Annotated in this window: 19 protein-coding genes and 1 tRNA gene; 16 read left to right on the top strand and 4 right to left on the bottom strand. The window is 62.5% G+C overall.

Annotated features, from left to right (window positions below; genetic code table 11):
• Position 1: 1 nt before the first annotated feature.
• Positions 2–1,168, bottom strand: coding sequence for an ROK family protein (locus AC04PH_RS14185; protein WP_483066471.1), 1,167 nt, complete (start codon positions 1,166–1,168; stop codon positions 2–4).
• Between the two features lie 99 nt (positions 1,169–1,267).
• Between AC04PH_RS14185 and AC04PH_RS14180 the strand changes: the two genes are divergently transcribed.
• The 7 genes from AC04PH_RS14180 to AC04PH_RS14150 all read left to right on the top strand — a co-directional run bounded on the left by AC04PH_RS14180 (position 1,268) and on the right by AC04PH_RS14150 (position 8,300).
• The gene (locus AC04PH_RS14180; RefSeq protein WP_483066470.1) at positions 1,268–2,527 is read left to right on the top strand and encodes an extracellular solute-binding protein; all 1,260 of its coding nucleotides are present in this window, start codon (positions 1,268–1,270) and stop codon (positions 2,525–2,527) included.
• Between the two features lie 79 nt (positions 2,528–2,606).
• Positions 2,607–3,494 (top strand): carbohydrate ABC transporter permease, encoded by an 888-nt coding sequence (locus AC04PH_RS14175; RefSeq protein WP_483066469.1) that lies wholly within the window; start codon positions 2,607–2,609, stop codon positions 3,492–3,494.
• Between the two features lies 1 nt (position 3,495).
• Positions 3,496–4,377, top strand: a complete 882-nt coding sequence (locus AC04PH_RS14170) for a carbohydrate ABC transporter permease (protein ID WP_483066468.1) — start codon at positions 3,496–3,498, stop codon at positions 4,375–4,377.
• Positions 4,374–4,862 (top strand): VOC family protein, encoded by a 489-nt coding sequence (locus AC04PH_RS14165; RefSeq protein WP_483066467.1) that lies wholly within the window; start codon positions 4,374–4,376, stop codon positions 4,860–4,862. Before AC04PH_RS14170 ends, AC04PH_RS14165 begins: the two co-directional genes overlap by 4 nt.
• A complete protein-coding gene (argH, locus tag AC04PH_RS14160) occupies positions 4,859–6,343 on the top strand; it encodes an argininosuccinate lyase (protein WP_483066466.1) in 1,485 nt (494 codons plus the stop codon). Before AC04PH_RS14165 ends, argH begins: the two co-directional genes overlap by 4 nt.
• A 2-nt stretch (positions 6,344–6,345) precedes the next feature.
• Positions 6,346–7,404: an ABC transporter ATP-binding protein gene (locus AC04PH_RS14155; protein ID WP_483066465.1), complete on the top strand. Its 1,059-nt coding sequence runs from the start codon at positions 6,346–6,348 to the stop codon at positions 7,402–7,404.
• Entirely contained in the window at positions 7,401–8,300 is a 900-nt protein-coding gene (locus AC04PH_RS14150) for a carbohydrate kinase family protein (RefSeq protein ID WP_483066464.1), read from the top strand. The genes AC04PH_RS14155 and AC04PH_RS14150 overlap by 4 nt, the downstream gene beginning before the upstream one ends.
• Positions 8,301–8,313: 13 nt before the next feature.
• Here AC04PH_RS14150 and AC04PH_RS14145 read toward each other — a convergent pair.
• A tRNA-Ser gene (locus tag AC04PH_RS14145) sits at positions 8,314–8,403 on the bottom strand.
• A 102-nt stretch (positions 8,404–8,505) separates the two neighbouring features.
• On the opposite strand from AC04PH_RS14145, the gene AC04PH_RS14140 reads away from it, so the two are divergent.
• The gene (locus tag AC04PH_RS14140) at positions 8,506–9,741 is read left to right on the top strand and encodes a putative DNA modification/repair radical SAM protein (RefSeq protein ID WP_483066463.1); all 1,236 of its coding nucleotides are present in this window, start codon (positions 8,506–8,508) and stop codon (positions 9,739–9,741) included.
• On the top strand, positions 9,741–11,162 hold the full coding sequence (locus AC04PH_RS14135) for a UdgX family uracil-DNA binding protein (protein ID WP_483066462.1): 1,422 nt from the start codon (positions 9,741–9,743) through the stop codon (positions 11,160–11,162). Before AC04PH_RS14140 ends, AC04PH_RS14135 begins: the two co-directional genes overlap by 1 nt.
• A gap of 1 nt (position 11,163) precedes the next feature.
• Here AC04PH_RS14135 and ychF read toward each other — a convergent pair whose 3' ends face one another.
• The gene (gene ychF, locus AC04PH_RS14130; RefSeq protein ID WP_483066461.1) at positions 11,164–12,261 is read right to left on the bottom strand and encodes a redox-regulated ATPase YchF; all 1,098 of its coding nucleotides are present in this window, start codon (positions 12,259–12,261) and stop codon (positions 11,164–11,166) included.
• 106 nt (positions 12,262–12,367) lie between these two features.
• On the opposite strand from ychF, the gene AC04PH_RS14125 reads away from it, so the two are divergent.
• The 3 genes from AC04PH_RS14125 (at position 12,368) to AC04PH_RS14115 (ending at position 14,923) form a co-directional block, all read left to right on the top strand.
• Positions 12,368–12,781, top strand: coding sequence for a VOC family protein (locus AC04PH_RS14125; RefSeq protein WP_483066460.1), 414 nt, complete (start codon positions 12,368–12,370; stop codon positions 12,779–12,781).
• Between the two features lie 70 nt (positions 12,782–12,851).
• Positions 12,852–13,643 carry a tryptophan synthase subunit alpha gene (gene trpA, locus AC04PH_RS14120; RefSeq protein WP_483066459.1) on the top strand — a complete coding sequence of 264 codons (792 nt, stop codon included), beginning with the start codon at positions 12,852–12,854 and terminating at the stop codon, positions 13,641–13,643.
• A gap of 116 nt (positions 13,644–13,759) precedes the next feature.
• Positions 13,760–14,923 carry an alpha-hydroxy acid oxidase gene (locus tag AC04PH_RS14115; protein ID WP_483066458.1) on the top strand — a complete coding sequence of 388 codons (1,164 nt, stop codon included), beginning with the start codon at positions 13,760–13,762 and terminating at the stop codon, positions 14,921–14,923.
• 2 nt (positions 14,924–14,925) lie between these two features.
• Here AC04PH_RS14115 and AC04PH_RS14110 read toward each other — a convergent pair whose 3' ends face one another.
• The gene (locus AC04PH_RS14110) at positions 14,926–16,086 is read right to left on the bottom strand and encodes an MFS transporter (protein ID WP_483066457.1); all 1,161 of its coding nucleotides are present in this window, start codon (positions 16,084–16,086) and stop codon (positions 14,926–14,928) included.
• 235 nt (positions 16,087–16,321) lie between these two features.
• Here AC04PH_RS14110 and AC04PH_RS14105 point away from each other — a divergent pair, with 235 nt between their 5' ends.
• From AC04PH_RS14105 to AC04PH_RS14090, 4 genes are all read left to right on the top strand, one after another.
• On the top strand, positions 16,322–16,981 hold the full coding sequence (locus AC04PH_RS14105) for a 50S ribosomal protein L25/general stress protein Ctc (protein ID WP_483066456.1): 660 nt from the start codon (positions 16,322–16,324) through the stop codon (positions 16,979–16,981).
• 102 nt (positions 16,982–17,083) lie between these two features.
• Entirely contained in the window at positions 17,084–17,764 is a 681-nt protein-coding gene (gene pth / locus AC04PH_RS14100) for an aminoacyl-tRNA hydrolase (protein ID WP_483066455.1), read from the top strand.
• Positions 17,761–18,813 carry a DUF2332 domain-containing protein gene (locus AC04PH_RS14095; protein WP_483066454.1) on the top strand — a complete coding sequence of 351 codons (1,053 nt, stop codon included), beginning with the start codon at positions 17,761–17,763 and terminating at the stop codon, positions 18,811–18,813. The genes pth and AC04PH_RS14095 overlap by 4 nt, the downstream gene beginning before the upstream one ends.
• A 44-nt stretch (positions 18,814–18,857) precedes the next feature.
• Positions 18,858–20,024, top strand: coding sequence for a serine hydrolase domain-containing protein (locus AC04PH_RS14090; protein WP_483066453.1), 1,167 nt, complete (start codon positions 18,858–18,860; stop codon positions 20,022–20,024).

Below are 20,024 nucleotides of genomic sequence, written 5' to 3'. Positions count from 1 at the left end.
CTTATTGCGCGTGCGAAAGGGGGGGGCTCAACGCCCGGTTCAGGATCAGGGCCGCTGCACCCAGCGTGGCGGTCAGCCGGCCCGATGCACCGCGCATCAGCCGCGGATGCGCCGTGTCAGGGCGGTTCGACACCGACAGGTCCGGCAAAGGTGTGTGCGTGACAAGATAGTCCAGCATCGCATCGGGCATGGCCCCGCCAAGCACGATGGTCTGCGGGTCGAATATGTTTTCGACCATCGCCACCGCATGACCCATCGCCACCGCGGCCGCGTCGAGCCAAGCCATCAGATCGGGATCACCAGCCGCGAACATACGGTCGATCGCGTCGATGTCCTGCACGGGTTTGCCCGCCGCCTGCATATGGCGCTGGACGGACAGGCGGCTGACCGCGTCCTCCAGCTTGACCCCTGCATCGGGCAAACGGATATGGCCGATTTCACCTGCATTGCCGTGGGCGCCGCGCAACAGTTGACCCGCGTGGATCAGGCCCAACCCCAGACCGGCGCCGAAATAAAGATAGGCAAAACTCGCCAGATCCTGCGCCACGCCGTTGATCCGCTCCGCCATGGCGGCGGCGTTGGCGTCGTTGCTGAGAACCACGGGCAAGTCAAGCGTTTCCGCAAACAGCGTTTCGGCGGCCACTTCCTGCCAGCCGGTCAGGTCAGAGCCGAGGCCCGCGATACCGGTCAATCCGAACGGACCGGGCATGACGACCCCGGCGCCCAGAACGCGATTGTGTGCCACCGGCACCCGCTCCATCGCGCGGGCCTGAAGTCCGGAAACCTGCGCCAGCACGGTTTCGGGTTCCGTCCGCGCAAGACTGACACGTTCGGTCGTCACCGCCGCCCCGGTCAGATCGAGCATGGCCGCGAATACCGCATCGGGCCGTACCTCGATGCCCAGTGCATATCCGCCTTTGGGGTTCAGCGCATATTGAATGGCCGGCTGACCGCGCCCCGCGCTCGCCCGGCCCTGTTCGATCAGCATATCGTCGTCGCAAAGCTCTGCGATGATATTGCTGACGGTCTGTGTGGTCAGCGAAATGGCGCGCGCGATTTCCGCACGTCCGATGGTGCCCGCCTTGTGGACCTGATCCAGCACGGCCTGCCTGTTGCGGTGCCGGGACCGCTCTGCGTTGGTGCCTTGCTGAAGCGGGAAAAGCGACATGGAACCGGATTAACTCAATTCATTTGAATTATCAATCGACTTACGCTACCCATAAGGGATAAGTCCGCAAATCGGACAGCCACCCATGGGAGATTCACAATGACATCACGTTTGAAAAGTCTGGTCTTTGCGGGCCTGACATCGTCTGCAGCCCTGTTCGGCACGACGGCCAGTGCGGTCGAAATCGAATACTGGCAGTATTTCTTCGACGCCCGGGTCGAGGCGATGGAAATCCTGATCGAGAATTTCGAAGCCGCGAACCCGGACATCACAGTCACGATGACGCATTTTCCATATGCCGATTACCGCACGAAGGTCGCCGCCGCGATCCCCGCGGGCGAAGGCCCTGATGTCGTGCAACTCTTTTACGGCTGGCTGAACGACTACGTCGAGGCAGAGCTGATCCAGCCGCTGCCCGCCGATACCTTCGCCGCCGCCGATATCGACGAGAATTTTTTCCCGATGGTGCAGGCCATGAAGGACGGCGACAACTACTGGGCCCTGCCCACCGCGGTTCGTTCGCTCGCACTCTTCTATAACACGCGCCTGATGGAAGAGGCCGGCATCGACAGCCCGCCTGAAACCCTGGACGAGATGATGGCCGCCGCCGCCGCCATGACGAAAACCGATTCGGCCGGCAACCTGACCCAGGTCGGCATCACCGCCGGGATGACCGCGCAGGACCACCACTGGTGGCGCGAAGGGCTGATCCGGCAATTCGGCGGGGAGCCTTATCTCGATGACTACCAAACGGTGAACTACAACACCGAGGCCGGCATGGCCGCTCTCGATTTCTATACCAATATGTTCATGGGCGAAAATCCCGTGACCGCCATCGGGTTCATGGACGAGCCGCAGGCCGCCTTCAAAGCGGGCCGCGCAGGTATGCATATCGACGGCTCGTTCCGCATCGGCAGCCTCAACGGCACACGTGGTCTGGAATGGGGCGTCACCGAACTGCCCGCCACGGCGGACGGCACGCGCTCCAACTACTCGTCCTACTGGGTGAACGCGATCACGACAAAAGCCGAGGGCGAGAAGTACGATGCCGCCGTCAAGTTCATGGAATACATCACCTCGGACGAGGCGATGCAGATCTGGCTTGATACGGTGGGTGAGCTGCCCGCGAAGCCATCCGTGGGCATGACCGAAGAAAACGCGAATGACGAAACCTTCGGGCCGTTCATCCGCGGGCTGGAATATGCCAATACCACCAAGTTCGCCAATGAAAGCGGTCAGCGTCAGCTGATGGTGGAAATGGTCGAGCGTATCCAGCTTGAAGGAATGGATCCGGCAGAAAGCCTCGCCATCGCGGCAGAGGCCGAACAGGCGATCCTCGACGATTATTACGCTGAATAATCGTCCTCTTCCCCGCCCCGGTTTTCTCCCGCCGGGGCGGTTTTTTTCCGCCACGCGCCGCCCGCAACAAGGCATCCGCATGTATCGCAACCTGACCATCCGCCAGAAACAGATCGTCTGGGCCTGGGCCTTTCTGGCCATCCCCGTGCTATTTTATTCGGTGATCCGCTTTTACCCGACGGGGAACGCGGTGCTGATCAGCTTCCAGAACTGGAACCTGCTCGGCGACCGGACCTGGGCCGGTATGGAAAACTACGTCAAGCTGTGGAACGACCCGGTCTTCTGGAAAGTCTTCCAGAACACGTTCGTCTATCTGTTGCTCGGCACACCCGTCAGCCTCGTGATCTCATTCGTGATCGCCTACCAGCTGGACAAGACCCGGTTCATGCACGGGTTTCTGCGGATGCTCTATTTCCTGCCGTTCATGACCTCCGCCGTGGCGATGGCGTGGGTCTGGCGCTGGTTCTATCAGGACGTGCCGATCGGTCTGTTCAACAACATCCTTGCCGGTTTCGGCATCCCGCAGATCAAGTTCCTGCAATCCACCACCAACGCGCTGCCCGCCGTGCTGGCCCCTGCCGTCTGGGCGGGCCTCGGTTTTCAGGTCATCATCTTCATGGCCGGGCTGCGGGCGATCCCAACCAGTTACTACGAGGCGGCCAAGATCGACGGCGTCGGATGGTTCACCGTTCTGACCCAGATCACGCTGCCATTGCTGCGCCCGACAATCGTCTTCATCGTCGTCTTCTCCTCCATCGGCTTTTTGCGCATCTTCGACCACGTTTTCAACATGACGACGAACAATCCCGGCGGGCCGCTCAATGCAACCAAGCCGCTGGTGCTGATGATCTACGACACCGCCTTCAACGGGTTCGACATGGGTTATGCGGCGGCGCAGACGGTCGTGCTGTTCACCATCCTGCTGATCGTGTCGCTGATCCAGCTGCGCCTGCTGCGGAGTAACTGATATGGTCGCCGCCCCCGATGTCCCCCGCGCGAGTGCAGAGGCCCTGCTGAAGACCGAACCGGCCAAGCGGCCGCGCAATATGGGCCAGATCATCCGCTGGTTGCTGTTATTCATCGGCGGCATTCTGATGGTGATGCCCATCGCCTACATGATCTCGACCTCGCTCAAGTGGCCGCACGAGGTCTATAACGTAAACCTGATTCCAGAAGAGCCAACCATCGACAACTACCGTTACGTGCTGGAGGACGGGAGGTTCTACTGGTGGTTCGTCAACTCGATCATTATCGCGACGATCACGACGATCTGTAACCTGCTGTTCGATTCACTGGTCGGCTATACCCTGTGCAAATTCCGCTTCCCGGGCCGGATGATCGTCTTCATCGCGATTCTGTCGACGCTGATGATCCCCACCGAAATGCTGGTCATCCCGTGGTATCTGATGTCGCAGTCCTTCGGCTGGCTGGACACTTACTGGGGCATCATGTTCCCCGGGTTGATGACCGCTTTCGGCACCTTCCTGATGAAGCAGTTTTTTGAATCCGTCCCCGATGATTTCATCGAGGCCGCACGGATCGACGGGCTGAACGAGTTGCAGATCTGGTGGACCGTGGCGATGCCGCTGGTGAAACCGGCGCTGGCAGCACTTGCGATCTTCGTCTTCCTTGGCAACTGGACCGCGTTCCTGTGGCCGCTGATCGTGACCAACTCGGTCGATATGTACACGATCCCCGTGGGGCTGTCGGGTTTCGGGGACGAGGCGGACGTGGCGTGGGAACTCATCATGACCGGAGCCGCGATTTCCACGATCCCCACGCTGGTCGTGTTCCTGATCTTCCAGCGGTTCATCATCCGCGGTGTGGTCATGGCGGGGCTGAAAGGGTGAGCGGCGGTCCGGCAGAACCCCGGCGCAACGGCGAAAGCCCTGCGCACGACGCCCTCATCCAGACCCGGGGTCTCGATCATGTACACCTCTACGTACAGGACCGACCCGCCACGATCGACTGGTATGGCCGCGTTCTTGGCCTCGGCCCATTCGGCAAATGGCGCAACGACGATCCCGCACCGGACCATCCTGTATTTCTGGCACCGGCAAATACGCCCGATCATTGCGTCTCTGTTTTCGTCGGCGCAAGGCCGACAGGCGGCGACCGGACTGTCGCTTTTCACGCAACGGCAGCGCAGTTCATCACGTTCGCGCGCGCCCTGCCGCGCGACGATATCAAAGCCATCGACGGCAACACCTTGCTGCCCTCTGGCCATCACGACTATGGCCTCGCGCTGACCTTCAACTTTCTTGATCCTGCGGGGAATCACCTCGAACTCGTCACATACGAACACGAAGCGGCGCGCGAGGCATTGCAGTCATGACCGACACTTCGCGATTCCCCGATCCGACCTACAAAACCACGGTCCTCGCCCCGCTGTTCGAAGGCGTAAAGACGCACTACGCGGCCCACATGGCGGCGATCAACCGGGCGCATCTGGTGATGCTGGTGGAATCCGGCATCCTGCCTCCGGGCGACGGGAAAAAGATCGCGCAGGCGCTGAACGCTATCGACGCGGACACGGATGTGGCGGCACTGCAATACACCGGCGAGCACGAGGATTACTTCTTTTACGTCGAAGCGGAATTGAAACGTCGCCTTGGCGATCTGGGCGGCGCACTGCACACCGCCCGCAGCCGCAACGACATGGACCACACGCTGTTCAAGATGGCCCTGCGCACACGGGCGGAACAGATGCTGGATCAGATAACCACGCTCACCGACGCCTTGATCGCCAAGGCGCGGGCGGAATCGGACACGCTGATCGTCGCTTACACCCACGGTCAGCCCGCGCAACCCACCACCTTCGGCCACTACCTGGCGGCGATGATCGAGGTGCTGATCCGCGACGGCGCGCGGCTGTCGGCCGCCATCGACAACCTGCAGCATTGTCCGATGGGCGCCGCCGCGATCACCACATCCGGCTTTCCGATCGACCGCGAACGGATGGCCGACCTGCTGGGCTTCGACGCGCCGCTGGTGAATTCCTACGGCTGCATCGCAAGCGTCGATTACGTGACCGGGCTGTATTCCGCAATCAAGCTGGTGTTCCTGCATCTGGGCCGCGTCATCCAAGACCTCGCGTTCTGGTCCAGCTTCGAAGTCGGGCAGCTGTATGTGCCGAATGCGCTGGTGCAGATCAGCTCCATCATGCCGCAGAAACGCAATCCGGTCCCTATCGAACATATGCGGCACCTGTCCTCTGTTACTTGCGGGCGCTGCGATATGGTCGTGAACACGATGCACAACACGCCGTTCACCGACATGAATGACAGCGAAGGCGAAGTGCAGCAGGCGGGCTACGCCGCATTCGAGAGCGGCGGCCGCGTGCTGGATTTGCTGACGGCCTTCCTGCCCGCCTGTTCGATCAACGCGGACAAGGTGCGCCGCAACACCGATGCCGCCAGCATTACCATCACCGAACTGGCAGACACGCTCGTGCGCGACGACGGCATGACGTTCCGACAGGCGCACGAGGTCGCCGCCGACGTGGCACGCGCGCTTGCGCTTGAAGGCAAACCGCTCAGCGCCGGCTATGATGCCCTGCTCAAGGCAACGACGCGCAACAACGGGCGCATGACATCGCTCAGCGCGGCCGATTTTGCCGCCGCCGTGTCACCCGAAAACTTCGTCACCCGGCGCGACCGCACTGGTGGCCCCGCCCCCGCAGCCCTTGATAAGGCGCTGAAAGCCAGTGCACGTGCGGTGCACGGGTTGTGCACGCAAAGTGACACCCGGAAAACGCGGATTCGCGACTCCGAAAAAACCCGCGCCACCGCCTTCGCCCAACTGCTGGAGACCTGATCTTGGCCAACCTTGCCCTGCACAATCTGACCAAATCCTACGGCACGACCGAAGTGCTGCACGGCATATCGCTCGACGTGGCGGACGGCGAATTCGTAGTCTTCGTCGGCCCGTCGGGCTGCGGCAAATCCACGACACTGCGGATGATCGCGGGCCTGGAGGAAACCACCAGCGGCGTGATCGAGATCGGCGGACGCGAGGTCAACAACCTGGAACCCAAGGAACGCGACATCGCGATGGTGTTCCAGAACTACGCGATCTATCCGCATATGTCGGTGAAGAAGAATATCGCCTTCGGCCTGCGGTCTTCGAAGATGCCAAAAGCGGATAAAGAAAAGCGTATTCAAGAGGTTGCCGGTATTCTCGACATGGTGCCGCTGCTCGACCGCAAACCAAACGCTTTGTCCGGCGGGCAGCGGCAGCGTGTCGCCATCGGCCGCGCAATGGTGCGCGATCCGGCGGTGTTCCTGTTCGATGAACCGCTGTCGAACCTCGATGCGCAATTGCGCACGCAAATGCGGCTGGAGATCAAGAAGCTGCACCAGCGCGTCGGCAACACCATCATTTTCGTGACTCACGATCAGGTCGAGGCGATGACCATGGCCGACCGGATCGTGATCATGAAAGACGGTCACATCCAGCAGGTCGGCACCCCGGCAGAGGTCTTCCACAAACCCGCCAACACTTTCGTCGCCCGCTTTATCGGGGCACCGTCGATGAACCTGCTGCCGGGCCGCATCAACGGCGCGCAGGTCGCACTCGACGCCGGCGAACAGGTCCATGTCCCGAACCTGCAAAGCACTGAAAATCAAAGCATTCTATTGGGCGTTAGACCGGATGACCTGCACCCGGACAGTGGCAATACCATCCTGACCGGCAAGGTGATCCTCCGCGAACCGCTCGGCGCGGAAACGCTGATCTACGTCGAAACCGCATCGGGCGAGATCATCGCCAAGGCCGACGGCCGCACCCCGCCACAGGTAGGTGAGATCGTGCAGCTTGGCGCGGCACCCGAAAACTTGCATGTCTTCGACGCACAAACAGGCGATGCGCTGTCGTGAAGAAGTCGGTTCTCTGTGCCGGCAGGCTCTACTGCGATCTGGTCTTTCCGGATGTTCCGCGCCTGCCGTCTTTGGGAACGGAGGTTTTTGCCCCCGGGCTTACCATGCACGCAGGCGGCGGCGCGTTCATCACCGCCGCCACCCTTGCCTCGCTGGGGCATCAGGTAGCACAATTTTCCACTTTGCCCGCGCCGCCCTTCGACGGGATCGTCACCGCGGAAATGGCGCGTCTTGGCGTTTCCACAAACCGGTGTCAGCCCGCAGATCCCGCGGCAGAGCCACAGATCACCGTCGCGATGGCCTGCGCAGGCGACCGCGCATTTCTGACCCGCGCCGACGGCCCTGCCACGCCGGATGTGACCACACTGGACACGAACGGTTTTGCCCACTTCCACATCGGCGAGTTACGGACCTTGCAGGACTCACCCGGGTTGATCGCGGCGGCCAGAGCGGCAGGGCTGACGATATCGGCAGATTGCGGCTGGCAGGATCGCTTCGACCCGGCAGTCGCAGACCTCATTGCGAACCTGGATGTCTTCCTGCCCAACGCGGCAGAGGCCAAGGCCCTTGCCGCATGCGGCGTGCCCGACCGCTGCGCCGCACTGACGGTCGTCAAGGAAAGCAGCCGGGGCGCAAAGGCACGGCATCGCGATGACCAACAATGGACATCGGTCGCCACGACGCCGGTCAAGGTGCGCGACGCGACGGGCGCGGGCGACTCCTTCAATGCCGGTTTTCTGTCCGCATGGCTTGCGGGTAAGCCGCTGGACCACTGCCTGTCGCGCGGCAACTCCTGCGGCGCGGCAGCCGTCCAATCCATCGGCGGCACCGGCGCCCTCGACACCCGCGCCACTCCCCGCAGAGCAGTCGCAATAGCCGCCAACGCAGAATTATAAAGGTGGGGGGCGGTGGCGGAGACGAAGGGATTCGAACCCTCGAGACGATTCCTCGCCTACTCCCTTAGCAGGGGAGCGCCTTCGACCACTCGGCCACGTCTCCGCTGACCCGCATATCCGCTGCGGCAACGCGCCGCAAGGGATTTCCGCCCCTCTGCCGCCATCGGTTATTGCCTCCGACACACAGTGAACATATCATGAACATATGGCGCGTATGGACCTTCAGCAAAAGCTCGCGATCCTCAGTGACGCTGCCCGTTACGATGCGTCCTGTGCGTCGAGCGGCACGTCGCGGCGCGACAGCCGCGATGGCAAGGGGCTGGGATCGACCGAAGGATCCGGCATCTGCCATGCCTATGCGCCGGACGGGCGGTGCATCAGCCTGCTGAAGATCCTGATGACGAACTTCTGCATCTACGACTGCGCCTACTGTATCAACCGCGTGTCGTCCAACGTCGACCGCGCGCGGTTTTCCCCCGACGAGGTGGTAAGGCTGACGCTGGAATTCTACCGCCGCAACTATATCGAGGGGCTGTTCCTGTCGTCAGGCGTTATCAAATCGCCGGATGCGACGATGTCGGACATGGTGCAGATCGCACGCCGCCTGCGGCAGGAAGAGAACTTTTGCGGCTACATTCACCTCAAGACGATCCCCGATGCCGATCCGCTGCTGATCGAGGAAGCGGGGCTGTATGCCGACCGGCTGTCGATCAATGTGGAGCTGCCGACCGACAAGGCGCTGGGGGCCTTTGCGCCGGAAAAATCACCAAAGACGATCCGCAAGGCAATGGGCGATGTGAAGGCGCGCAAGGATGCGGGCAAGGAACGCAGCTTTACCGGCAAGCGCCCGCCGCGTTTCGCCCCGGCCGGGCAATCCACGCAGATGATCGTCGGGGCCGATGGGGCGACGGATGCGACGATCCTGGACCAGTCGACGCGGCTCTACAGCGGCTTCAAGCTCAAGCGTGTCTATTATTCGGCCTTTTCGCCGATTCCGGATGCCACGGAGCGGTTGCCACTGATCAAGCCGCCACTGGCGCGCGAGCATCGTCTGTATCAGGCCGACTGGTTGTTGCGGTTCTACGGCTTCGGGCTGGAGGACATCACTTTGGCCACGATGGACGGCAACCTTGATCTTGAGATCGACCCGAAACTGGCTTGGGCCCTGCAAAACCGGCATCACTTCCCGCTCGACGTGAATCATGCGAGCCGGGACATGCTGCTCCGCGTGCCGGGGTTCGGTGTGAAAACGGTGAACCGCATCCTGACGACCCGGCGCTACCGGACGTTGCGATACGAGGATCTGACCCGCATGGGCGCAAGCCTGAAGAAAGCGTGTGCCTTCATCACCGCGGCGGGCTGGACGCCCGGCGCACTGACCGACAGCGCTGACCTGCGCGCGCGGTTCGCCCCGCCACCGGAACAACTGTCGCTGTTCTGATGATCACGGTTCCCCTGCCCCGGATCGGCACCGATACCGCCTGGCGCGATGCAGCGCGGGCCTTGGCCGGCGCGCGGGTGCCGCCGACGGATATCGTGTGGAATTTCGACGGTGCGGATGGCGATCTTTTCGCGACGCAAACGCCGCTGCCTGCGGCTACGCACAGTGTGACGGCACCCCGCAGCTTTGTCAGCCTTGCACAGAATGTCGTCTGGCACAGTGACCCGCAGCGTTTCGCCCGGCTTTACGAGATGCTGTGGCGGTTGCAATCCGACCCGCAGCTGATGCGCGACCGGGCCGATCCGGCGCTGGCGATGCTGCGTGGTTTGGAAAAAAACGTGAGCCGCTGCAAACACAAGATGAAAGCCTTTGTCCGGTTCCGCGATCTGGCGACGGACGGCCCGCGCCGTGCCTTTGCCGCCTGGTTCGAACCGACACACCATACCGTGGAACCCACCGCCCCGTTCTTTGCCCGCCGCTTTGCCGACATGGACTGGATGATCGTCACCCCCGACGTGACCGCACATTTCGCCGATGGCACGTTGCGCTTTGCCTCCGGTCAGGAAAAACCTGACCTGCCCGAAGACGCGGCAGAGGCGCTTTGGGGCACGTATTTCTGCAATATCTTCAATCCTGCACGTCTGAAGATTTCAGCGATGACCTCCGAGATGCCAAAGAAATACTGGAAGAACATGCCGGAGGCGCGCCATATCCCCGCCCTGATTGCGGGGGCAGAGGCAAAGGTGGCCGAAATGCAGGCGAAAGCACCCACATTGGCACCGGACAGGGTGGCACGTATCCGCGAACAGTTGACCGATAAACCGCAGCCCGCGTCATGGAACATGCTGGAGGCCGGGTTGCGTGCCTGCACCCGCTGCCCTCTGCACGGCCCCGCGACACAGGTGGTGCCGGGCGTCGGGCCGCGCGATGCGCCGCTGATGATCGTGGGTGAACAGCCCGGCGATCAGGAGGATCTGGCGGGTGTGCCGTTCGTCGGCCCTGCCGGTCAGATGTTCGACAAGCTGGCCACGGTGGCCGGATTGGACCGGGATACCGCATTCGTCACCAATGCCGTCAAGCACTTCAAATTCCAGCAGCGCGGCAAGCGGCGCATTCACCAGAACCCGGAGCGGTCGGAAATCGAGCATTGCAAGTGGTGGCTGCAATCAGAGATCGCGCTGGTCAAGCCAAAGCTGATCCTCGCCATGGGCGGGACGGCGGTCGAAAGCCTGACAGGGCAGCGTGCCGGTTTGCTGAAACGGCGCGGCCGGATCGACGACAGCGCATTCGGCCCGGTCTTCATCACCGTTCATCCCAGCTATCTGTTGCGGCTGCCCGATTCTGCGCGATCAGAGGCCGAGGCCGCTTTCGTCGACGATCTGCGCGCGGCGCACGCACATCTGAACACGCTGGCCGCCTGACCTAGGTGTTGAACAGGAAATGCAGAACATCGCCGTCCTTGACGATGTAGCCCTTGCCCTCGGCCCGCATCTTGCCCGCTTCCTTGGCGGGTTGTTCACCACCCAGCGTGACGAAATCGTCATAGGCGATAGTTTCGACGCGGATGAAACCGCGTTCGAAATCGCCGTGGATCACACCGGCGGCCTGTGGGGCGGATGTGCCTTCCTTGATGGTCCAGGCGCGCGCCTCTTTCGGGCCGACAGTGAAATAGGTCTGCAGGTGCAAAAGCTCGTAGCCCGAGCGGATCAGCCGATCCAGACCCGGCTCTTCCAGACCCATTTCTTCAAGGAACATCGCCGCTTCTTCCGGCTCCAGCTGCGAAATCTCTTCCTCGATCTTGGCAGAGATCACGACCGACGAATTGCCCTGTGCCGCTGCCATTTCAGCGACGCGGGCCGATTGGCTGTTGCCCGTGCCGGCACTGTCTTCCTCGACGTTGCAGACATACAAAACCGGTTTCGTCGTCAGCAGTTGCAGCATCTTCCAGGCACGGCGGTCGTCGGCATCCACGTCGACGGTGCGCGCGGGCTTGCCGTCTTCCAGTGCCGACTGCGCCGCTTCCAACAGCCGCACCTGCTGCACCGCTTCCTTGTCGCCGCCGCGCACCTTGCGGGTCAGGTTCGCCAAACGCTTCTCGATGCTCTCCAGATCGGCCAGCATCAGTTCCGTCTCGATCACGCCGGCGTCTTCCACCGGATCCACGCGGCCCTCGACATGGGTGATGTCGTCATCCTCGAAACACCGCAGCACATGGGCGATGGCGTCGCACTCGCGGATGTTGGCCAGAAACTGGTTACCCAGCCCCTCGCCCTTGGACGCGCCCTTCACCAGCCCGGCGATATCCACGAAGGTCATCCGCGTCGGGATGATCTGCTTGGACTGGGCTATCGCCGCCAGTTTTTCCAGCCGCGCATCGGGCACCGCGACCTCGCCCACGTTGGGTTCGATCGTGCAGAACGGAAAATTCGCGGCTTGCGCCGCCGCCGTCTTGGTCAGCGCGTTGAACAGGGTCGATTTACCGACATTCGGCAACCCGACGATACCCATTTTGAAACCCATGGCGGCACTCCTTTGACAGTTGCGCCCGTCTAAGACGCCGCGCCTGCGCGTGCAAGCTATGACGACGCGCACAATCTGCTAGGCTACCCTTCAGGAGGACACGATCATGAACCCGACACCCTACCTGTTTTTCAACGGCACCTGCCGCGAAGCCGCCACCGCCTACGCCGAGATATTCGACGTGGCAGTGCCCGAATTCATGACGATGGACGGCGCGCCGCCCGAGATGGACGTTCCCGAAGACCGCAAGAACTGGATCATGCATTGCGAGATGGACTTTGGCGGCGGCACGATCATGTTGTCCGACGATTTCGCCGCGAACAGCGAACCGATGGCAGGCTGCAACGTGGCGATGGCCCTGCCGACGCCCGAGGCAAGCAAGGCAGTGTTCGACAAGCTGGCCGACGGCGGCGAAGTACGGATGGCGTGGGAGCCGACGTTCTGGTCGCCGGGGTTCGGCACGCTGACGGACCGGTTCGGCATCCGATGGATGATCGACACCGCGACCCCCGCAGAATAGCCGCCTGCCCCATTGATTTTCCCCGCGCAATCCAGCAAACCGCCTTGACGACAGCGCGGGGACAACAGACATGAGCCGGATCGACGCCACCTTCGAACGACTGCGGGCAAAGGACAGGAAAGCCTTTGTGGCCTACGTGATGGCAGGTGACCCCGACTACGACACCGGGCTGGAAATCGTGCGCGGTCTGGCGGATGCGGGTGTCGACATCATCGAACTTGGCCTGCCGTTTACCGACCCGATGGCCGACGGCCCGACCATCCAGCTGGCAGGTCAGCGCGCGCTGGAAAACGGCCAGAACCTCGACAAGACGCTGGCTTACGCGCGCGCGGTGCGCGAAACCGACAGTGACACACCCATCGTGCTGATGGGCTACTACAACCCGATTTATTTGCGCGGCGTCGACCGCTTCCTGAAAGAGGCGAAAGAGGCCAGCATCGACGGTCTGATCATCGTCGACCTGCCGCCCGAGGAAGACGACGAACTCTGCATCCCGGCCCAGGCAGCCGGTATCAACTTCATCCGGCTGGCCACCCCGACCACCGACGACAAGCGCTTGCCCAAAGTGCTCGAAAACACCTCCGGTTTTGTCTACTACGTCTCTGTCACCGGGATCACGGGCGCGGCGGCGGCACAGGCGGCAGAGGTCGGACCAGAGGTCGCGCGCATCAAATCACAGACCGATCTGCCGGTGATCGTGGGTTTCGGGATAAAGACCCCCGACGCTGCCGAGAATATCGCGAAGATCGCCGACGGTGCGGTCGTCGGTTCCGCCATCGTGGAAAAGATCGGTGCGGGCGAAAGCCCTGCCGATGTTCTGGCATTCGTCAAATCGCTGGCCGAAGGCGCGCACCGGGGCTGAGAGCGCCCCTTCGTATCATTTTGCCCAAAATACTCCCGCCGGAGGCTCCGACACCGCATCTTGAAGCTGGCCGCCGAAATTGGTAAGCAAACCTAACCAATTCCGGAAGCGTCACCATGCCGATCATCACAAACATCGACGACCTCAAGCGCCTGCATAAACGCCGCGCGCCCAAAATGTTCTATGACTACGCGGAAAGCGGCAGCTGGACAGAACAGACGTTCCGCGAAAACTCGTCCGACTTCGATCAAATCAGACTGCGCCAGCGTGTTGCCGTCGACATGACGAACCGCACCACCGCCAGCACCATGATCGGGCGTGAGGTCGCGATGCCGGTCGCGCTGGCCCCTGTCGGCATGACCGGGATGCAATCCGCCGATGGCGAAATCAAGGCTGCCCGCGCCGCCGAGAAATTCGGCGTGCCCTACACCCTGTCCACGATGTCGATCTGTTCGATCGAGGATGTCCGCGAACACACGCAGGCACCCTTCTGGTTCCAGCTTTACGTGATGCAGGACGAGGATTTCGTCGACAACATCATCGCCCGCGCCAAGAACGCCGGTTGCGATGCGCTGGTCCTGACGCTGGACCTGCAAATCCTCGGGCAGCGACATAAGGACATCAAGAACGGCCTCACCGCACCGCCCAAGCTGACCCCGAAGACGATGCTGAACCTCGCGACCAAATGGCGGTGGGGAATCGAAATGCTGCAGACCAATCGCCGCACGTTTCGCAACATCGTCGGGCACGCGAAGTCGGTGGGCGATATGGCGTCGCTCAATTCATGGACGAACGAACAGTTCGACCCCAAGCTCAGCTGGGACACCGTCGCGCGCCTCAAGGAAAAATGGGGCGGCAAACTGATCCTGAAAGGCATCCTCGATGCCGACGACGCGCGCAGGGCCGCCGATGTCGGCGCCGATGCGATCGTGGTGTCGAACCATGGCGGCCGGCAGCTTGACGGTGCGTTGTCGGCGATCCGCGTGCTGCCCGGCATCGTGGCCGCCGTCGGCGACCGGACAGAGGTCCTGATGGACAGTGGCATCCGGTCCGGTCAGGACGTGCTCAAGGCCGTGGCACTCGGCGCGAAGGGCGTCATGATCGGGCGCGCCTATATCTATGGCCTTGGTGCCATGGGCGAGGCGGGCGTGACCAAATCACTTGAGATCATTCATAGGGAAATGGATGTCACCATGGCCCTCTGCGGTCGCCGTGATATCAAGGAGGTCGACCGCGATATCCTGCTGGTGCCCAAGGGGTTCGAGGGCGACTGGGCCTGACGCTATACGGCAGGCTTGCGTCGCGCAGGCTCCGGCAATCGCGACGCCATGATCGCTAGCGGCACCGCGACCAGCAGCAACCCCGCCACGCAGGCAAATGCCCAGCGCAGCCCCACAGCCTCTGACACCAGCCCCATCAGGACCGGTGCGAAAAAGAACCCGGAGAAACCGATCACCGCAGCACGTGAAATCGCCTCTGTCCGTAGGTGCGGTGCCACGACCTTGCCGATCAGTGCCAGCCCCATCGGCCCGATGACGGACACACCCAGCCCCAGCACACCGAAACCCAGATAGGCCATCGCGGGCGATCCGGCGAGTGCTGCGATCACGGCACCGGATGCCGAGATGACAGCGGCCCACACCACGACCTGCACCTCGCGCAACCTGTCCGACACGACCTGCCCGGCAAACCGCCCGAACGCCATCGTCAACCCCAGCATTGCCGGGCCGAGCGCGCCTTCGGCGGCACCGCCGCCCAGCGTGCGTTCGACATGCAGTGCCGACCAGGCCTCGACCGTGGCCTCGGACATGAAGGCCACCAGCACGATCCCGCCGCACAGGATGATCGGCCAGAGCGGATAGCGCCCGGTATAGCCGTCCTCGGCATCGACGATCGTGACCTCCTGCCGCAGCAACGGCAGGCACAGAACCGCCACGATGCCAAAGCCCGCAAAGACCCAGATCGGCTGCACACCCGCGTCGCGCGTGAAACTGCAGATGATGGCAGAGGCCGCATAGGCGACAGAGAACATTGCGTGATTGGCATTCATCAGGGATCGGCCGGTGCGGGCTTCCAGCTCACTGACGCGCGCGTTCATCACGACGTCCAGCAGACCGGAGGCGAGGCCGACGAGACCGAGGCTCAGCGCGAAAAATAACGGTGTGGAAATCAGCGACGGCAACAGCCAGGCGCAGGCCAGCATGACAGCTCCCACCTGCATCCCGCGTGACCGCAACAGTCGGTCGGCCCAAGGGGCCAGCCACATCGACCCGACCAGTCCCGTAGCAGAGCCGAGCAGCAGCGTCCCGAACACCGCATCGTTCACGCCAAGCTGCGCCTTGAGCACCGGCACGTGCGCGGCGAAACACCCCCAGAACATGCCGACGATGACAAAGGCGGTGGCGGGGCGATAAGAGGTGACGAGGGCGCTGCGAATGGACATGGCGCAAGCGATTGCAGGGAAATCCTGCCTGCGCAAGGCCTGAGGCCCGCAAATCATCGCACGGCAGACTTTCCCCGAAAGTCTGTACCCAAATCCTCGATGAGGATTTGCCGGCGCGTGCTTCTAAATGCGGCCAAAAAACACCCTTCCCTTGCCCGCGATTCCGCCCTATAGGCACGGCTTCACCGGGTCGCACACCCTTGGAGGGCGGCCCTTTTGCATATGGAGAATACACATGGCTGGTAAGATTCCAGATCTGGAAGCGACAGCACGCGCGGGGACAGGCAAGGGGGCCGCCCGCACAGCACGTCGCAATGGCATGGTGCCGGGGATCGTTTATGGCGGCGGGAAAGACCCGATGCCGATCGAACTTGATTTCAACTACCTTCTGACACGCCTGCGCAAGGGCCGTTTCCTTGCGACGCTCTTCAACCTGAAGGTCGAGGGCGAAGAGGACGTCCGCGTGATCTGCCGCGGCGTTCAGCGTGACGTGGTCAAGGACCTGCCAACGCATGTCGATTTCATGCGCCTGCGTCAGACATCGAAGGTCAAACTGTTCGTCAGCGTGAACTTCCTCAACGAGGAGGAGGCACCCTTCAAGCCGCAGGGCGGCATGTTGACCGTGAACCGCAACGAAGTCGAACTGCTCGTGACCGCCAACAACATCCCTGAAAGCATCGACATCGACCTGTCGAACGCCGAAATGGGTGACGTGATCACGTCGAGCGACGTGACATGGCCTGATGGGGTAACCCCGGTCATCGACCGTGAATTCACCATCGCCGCCGTCACCGCACCGCGTGCTGTCGTCGCCGAGGACGAGGAAGAAGACGAGGTCGCACCGGACGAGGTCCCGACCACGGACGAGGATGCCGCAGAGGGCGAAGAGGAGTAATTCCGTTCCCCTTTAAGAAAAAGAGAAGGGCACCCGACGGGTGCCCTTTTTCGTGGGTGCGCACCTCTGGCACAGCCCCGCACCATCCCCTAGAGTGCCGCCATGAAACTTATCGTTGGCCTTGGCAATCCCGGCGCGAAATACGCGCAGAACCGTCACAACATCGGCTTCATGGCCGTTGACAGGATCGCGGCGGATCACGGGTTCTCGCCCTGGCGGTCGAAATTCCAGGGACAGACCTGCGACGGACGTTTCGGGTCTGAAAAAGTGATCCTGCTCAAGCCTGAAACCTTCATGAACCTGAGTGGACAGTCGGTGCAGGCGGCCATGCAGTTTCACAAGCTGGACCCCGCGGATGTGATCGTTTTCCATGACGAACTGGACCTGGCCCCCGGCAAGGTGCGGGTCAAGACCGGCGGCGGACACGCGGGGCACAATGGCCTGCGGTCGATCCACGGGTATCTGGGTCCGGACTATGACCGTGTGCGCATGGGCATCGGCCACCCCGGCCACAAGGACGCCGTGCCCGGCTACGTTCTGCGCGACTTCGCCAAGGCTGATCATGCGTGGCTGGACGACGTTCTGCGCGGCATTAGCGACGGGATCGGCGATCTGGTAGCGGGCGACAGCGGGCGGTTTCTCAACGCCATCGCATTGCGCGTCGCCCCGGCGCAACCATCGACCGGTAAGGCAAAGCCAGCACCGGACAAAACCGCCGCACCCGCGCCGACACCGGAAGACACCCGCAGCCCGATGCAAAAGCTAATGGACCGGTTCAAGTGATTCCTTCGAAACTGTCCGACGCCTTCGCGTTTCAATCGCGCGCCTGTGCCGACCTCGGCTCACCGTTCATGGCGCAGCTTTGCGATCTTCTGGCCGCGCGCCCTCTGCCCGAAACCCCGTTGCGCCAGCGGCTCTATGATTGGCCCGGCGACATATCACCGCGCGCCGAGTCCGTGCCGCTGCGGCTGTGTGGCGCGTTCCACGCGCTGGTGCTCCGCGGCGATGCGCCCAACCTGCAGGCCATCTACCCGCCCAAAATGGTGCCGGACGATACTCTGTGGGACGCCATTTGCAGTGCGTTCTCCACCCACGCCGATTTCATCGACCGTTGGATCGACAGTCCGCCCCAGACGAACGAGGTGCGCCGCGCGGCGGTGCTGATCGCCGTCGGCCACTGGCTGACCCGGCGATACGACCTGCCGATGCAGATCAGCGAGTTGGGGGCGAGCGGAGGCTTGAACCTGATGTGGGACCGCTTCGCCATGCAGATCGGCGATCACAAATTTGGGCCGGATAAAAGCGCGCTGGTGCTGTCGCCCAACTGGACCGGCGAACTACCACCGGATGCGACACCCAGCATCACCCATCGCCGTGGCGTGGACCTCAACCCGTTGAACCCGCGTGACCCGCACGATGCCCTGCGCCTGCGCGCCTATCTCTGGCCGGATCAACCCGAGCGGCTGGCGCGAACGGAAGCCGCGATTTCCATCAACGACGCGACCGTGAAGCAGGCAGACGCCATCGACTGGCTGCGTGACAATCTCGACCAGCCGGACGGCACGCTTCACCTGATCTACCACACCATCGCGTGGCAATATTTCCCGAAACCGACTCAAGCCGAAGGCGAAGCCCTCATCGCGGCGGCGGGTGCCCGCGCGACCCCCAACCGCCCGCTGGCGTGGTTCGGCATGGAGCCGGACGGCAATGCCCTCGGCGCGGCGCTCACCCTGCGGCTCTGGCCCGGCGACCTGACCATTCCGATGGGACGGGTCGACTTTCACGGACGCTGGGTCAACTGGATCGCACCCGATCCGACCCTTACATCCTGATCCGCGCTGCGGCAGGATAGGGGACGTCTTTGCGAGGATAGATCATGCGGACTGCGCTGAAATGGGGATTGCGGATCGTGCTGGCACTGCTGCTGGCGGCGCTTGTCGTCGGCATCTGGAAACGCGAGGAGATCGCACGCCTGCTGGCGGTCAACAGCCTCTTCTCCGAGGAAAAGATCGTGGAAAACTTCTCGCATATGGACAGTGCTTTTCTGACGATCCCTGTGCCGCGCGGCACCGGCCCGGTCTCGGACCTGCCGTCGGGCCCGCCCGCTACCTTGCCCGCCGAAGTCGATGACTGGGTGGCAGAACGAAATGTGACCTCGCTGGTCGTTCTGCACCGAGGCAGAATCGTGTTCGAGAACTACTATTTGGGCACGGCATCCGACGACCGCCGCATCAGCTGGTCGGTCGCGAAGAGCTTTCTATCGGCCTTGACCGGCGTTTTGCTCGCCGAAGGCGCCATCGACAGTCTCGACGATCCCGTCACCAAATACGCGCCACAGCTGACTGGCGGTGCCTACGACGGGGCCAGCATCCGCGACGTATTGCAGATGTCTTCCGGCGTGACTTTCGACGAGGATTATCTCGACTACGACAGCGATATCAACCGCATGGGTCGGGTGCTGGCGCTGGGCGGCTCGATGGACGATTTCGCCGCCGACCTGACTGCAACCTTCACCGAACCCGGCACCGACTGGCAGTATGTCTCTATCGACACCCATGTCATCGGCATGGTGATCCGCGGCGCGACCGGACGCAGTATTCCCGATCTCTTGTCCGAAAAGATCATACAACCGCTGGGGCTGGAGGCGGAACCCTACTACTTGACCGACGGCTTTGATGTCGCGTTCGTGCTGGGCGGGCTGAACCTGACAACACGCGACTACGCCCGTTTCGGCCAGATGATCGCGCAGGGCGGCACCTGGAACGGGCAGCAGATCGTGCCGGGCGGATGGGTCGATGTGTCGACCCGGGCTTCGGCCAACACAGGACCGGACGAACATGGCTATGGTTTCCAGTGGTGGATCCCGCCTGATTCCGCCCCCGGCCAGGTCATGGCGCGGGGCATCTATGGGCAGTATATCTGGATCGACCGCCGCCGGAATATCGTCATCGCCACAACCGCCGCCGACCGGGCGTTCCGCGAACCGGGCGTGTCGCGGCAGAACGAGGACATCTTCCGCCTGATCGCGGACAGTCTGGAGTGA

Source organism: Yoonia sp. KMU-150, from assembly GCF_056858355.1.
The sequence above is the reverse complement of the archived record's forward strand: the minus strand, read 5'-3'. Positions and strand labels throughout refer to the sequence as shown.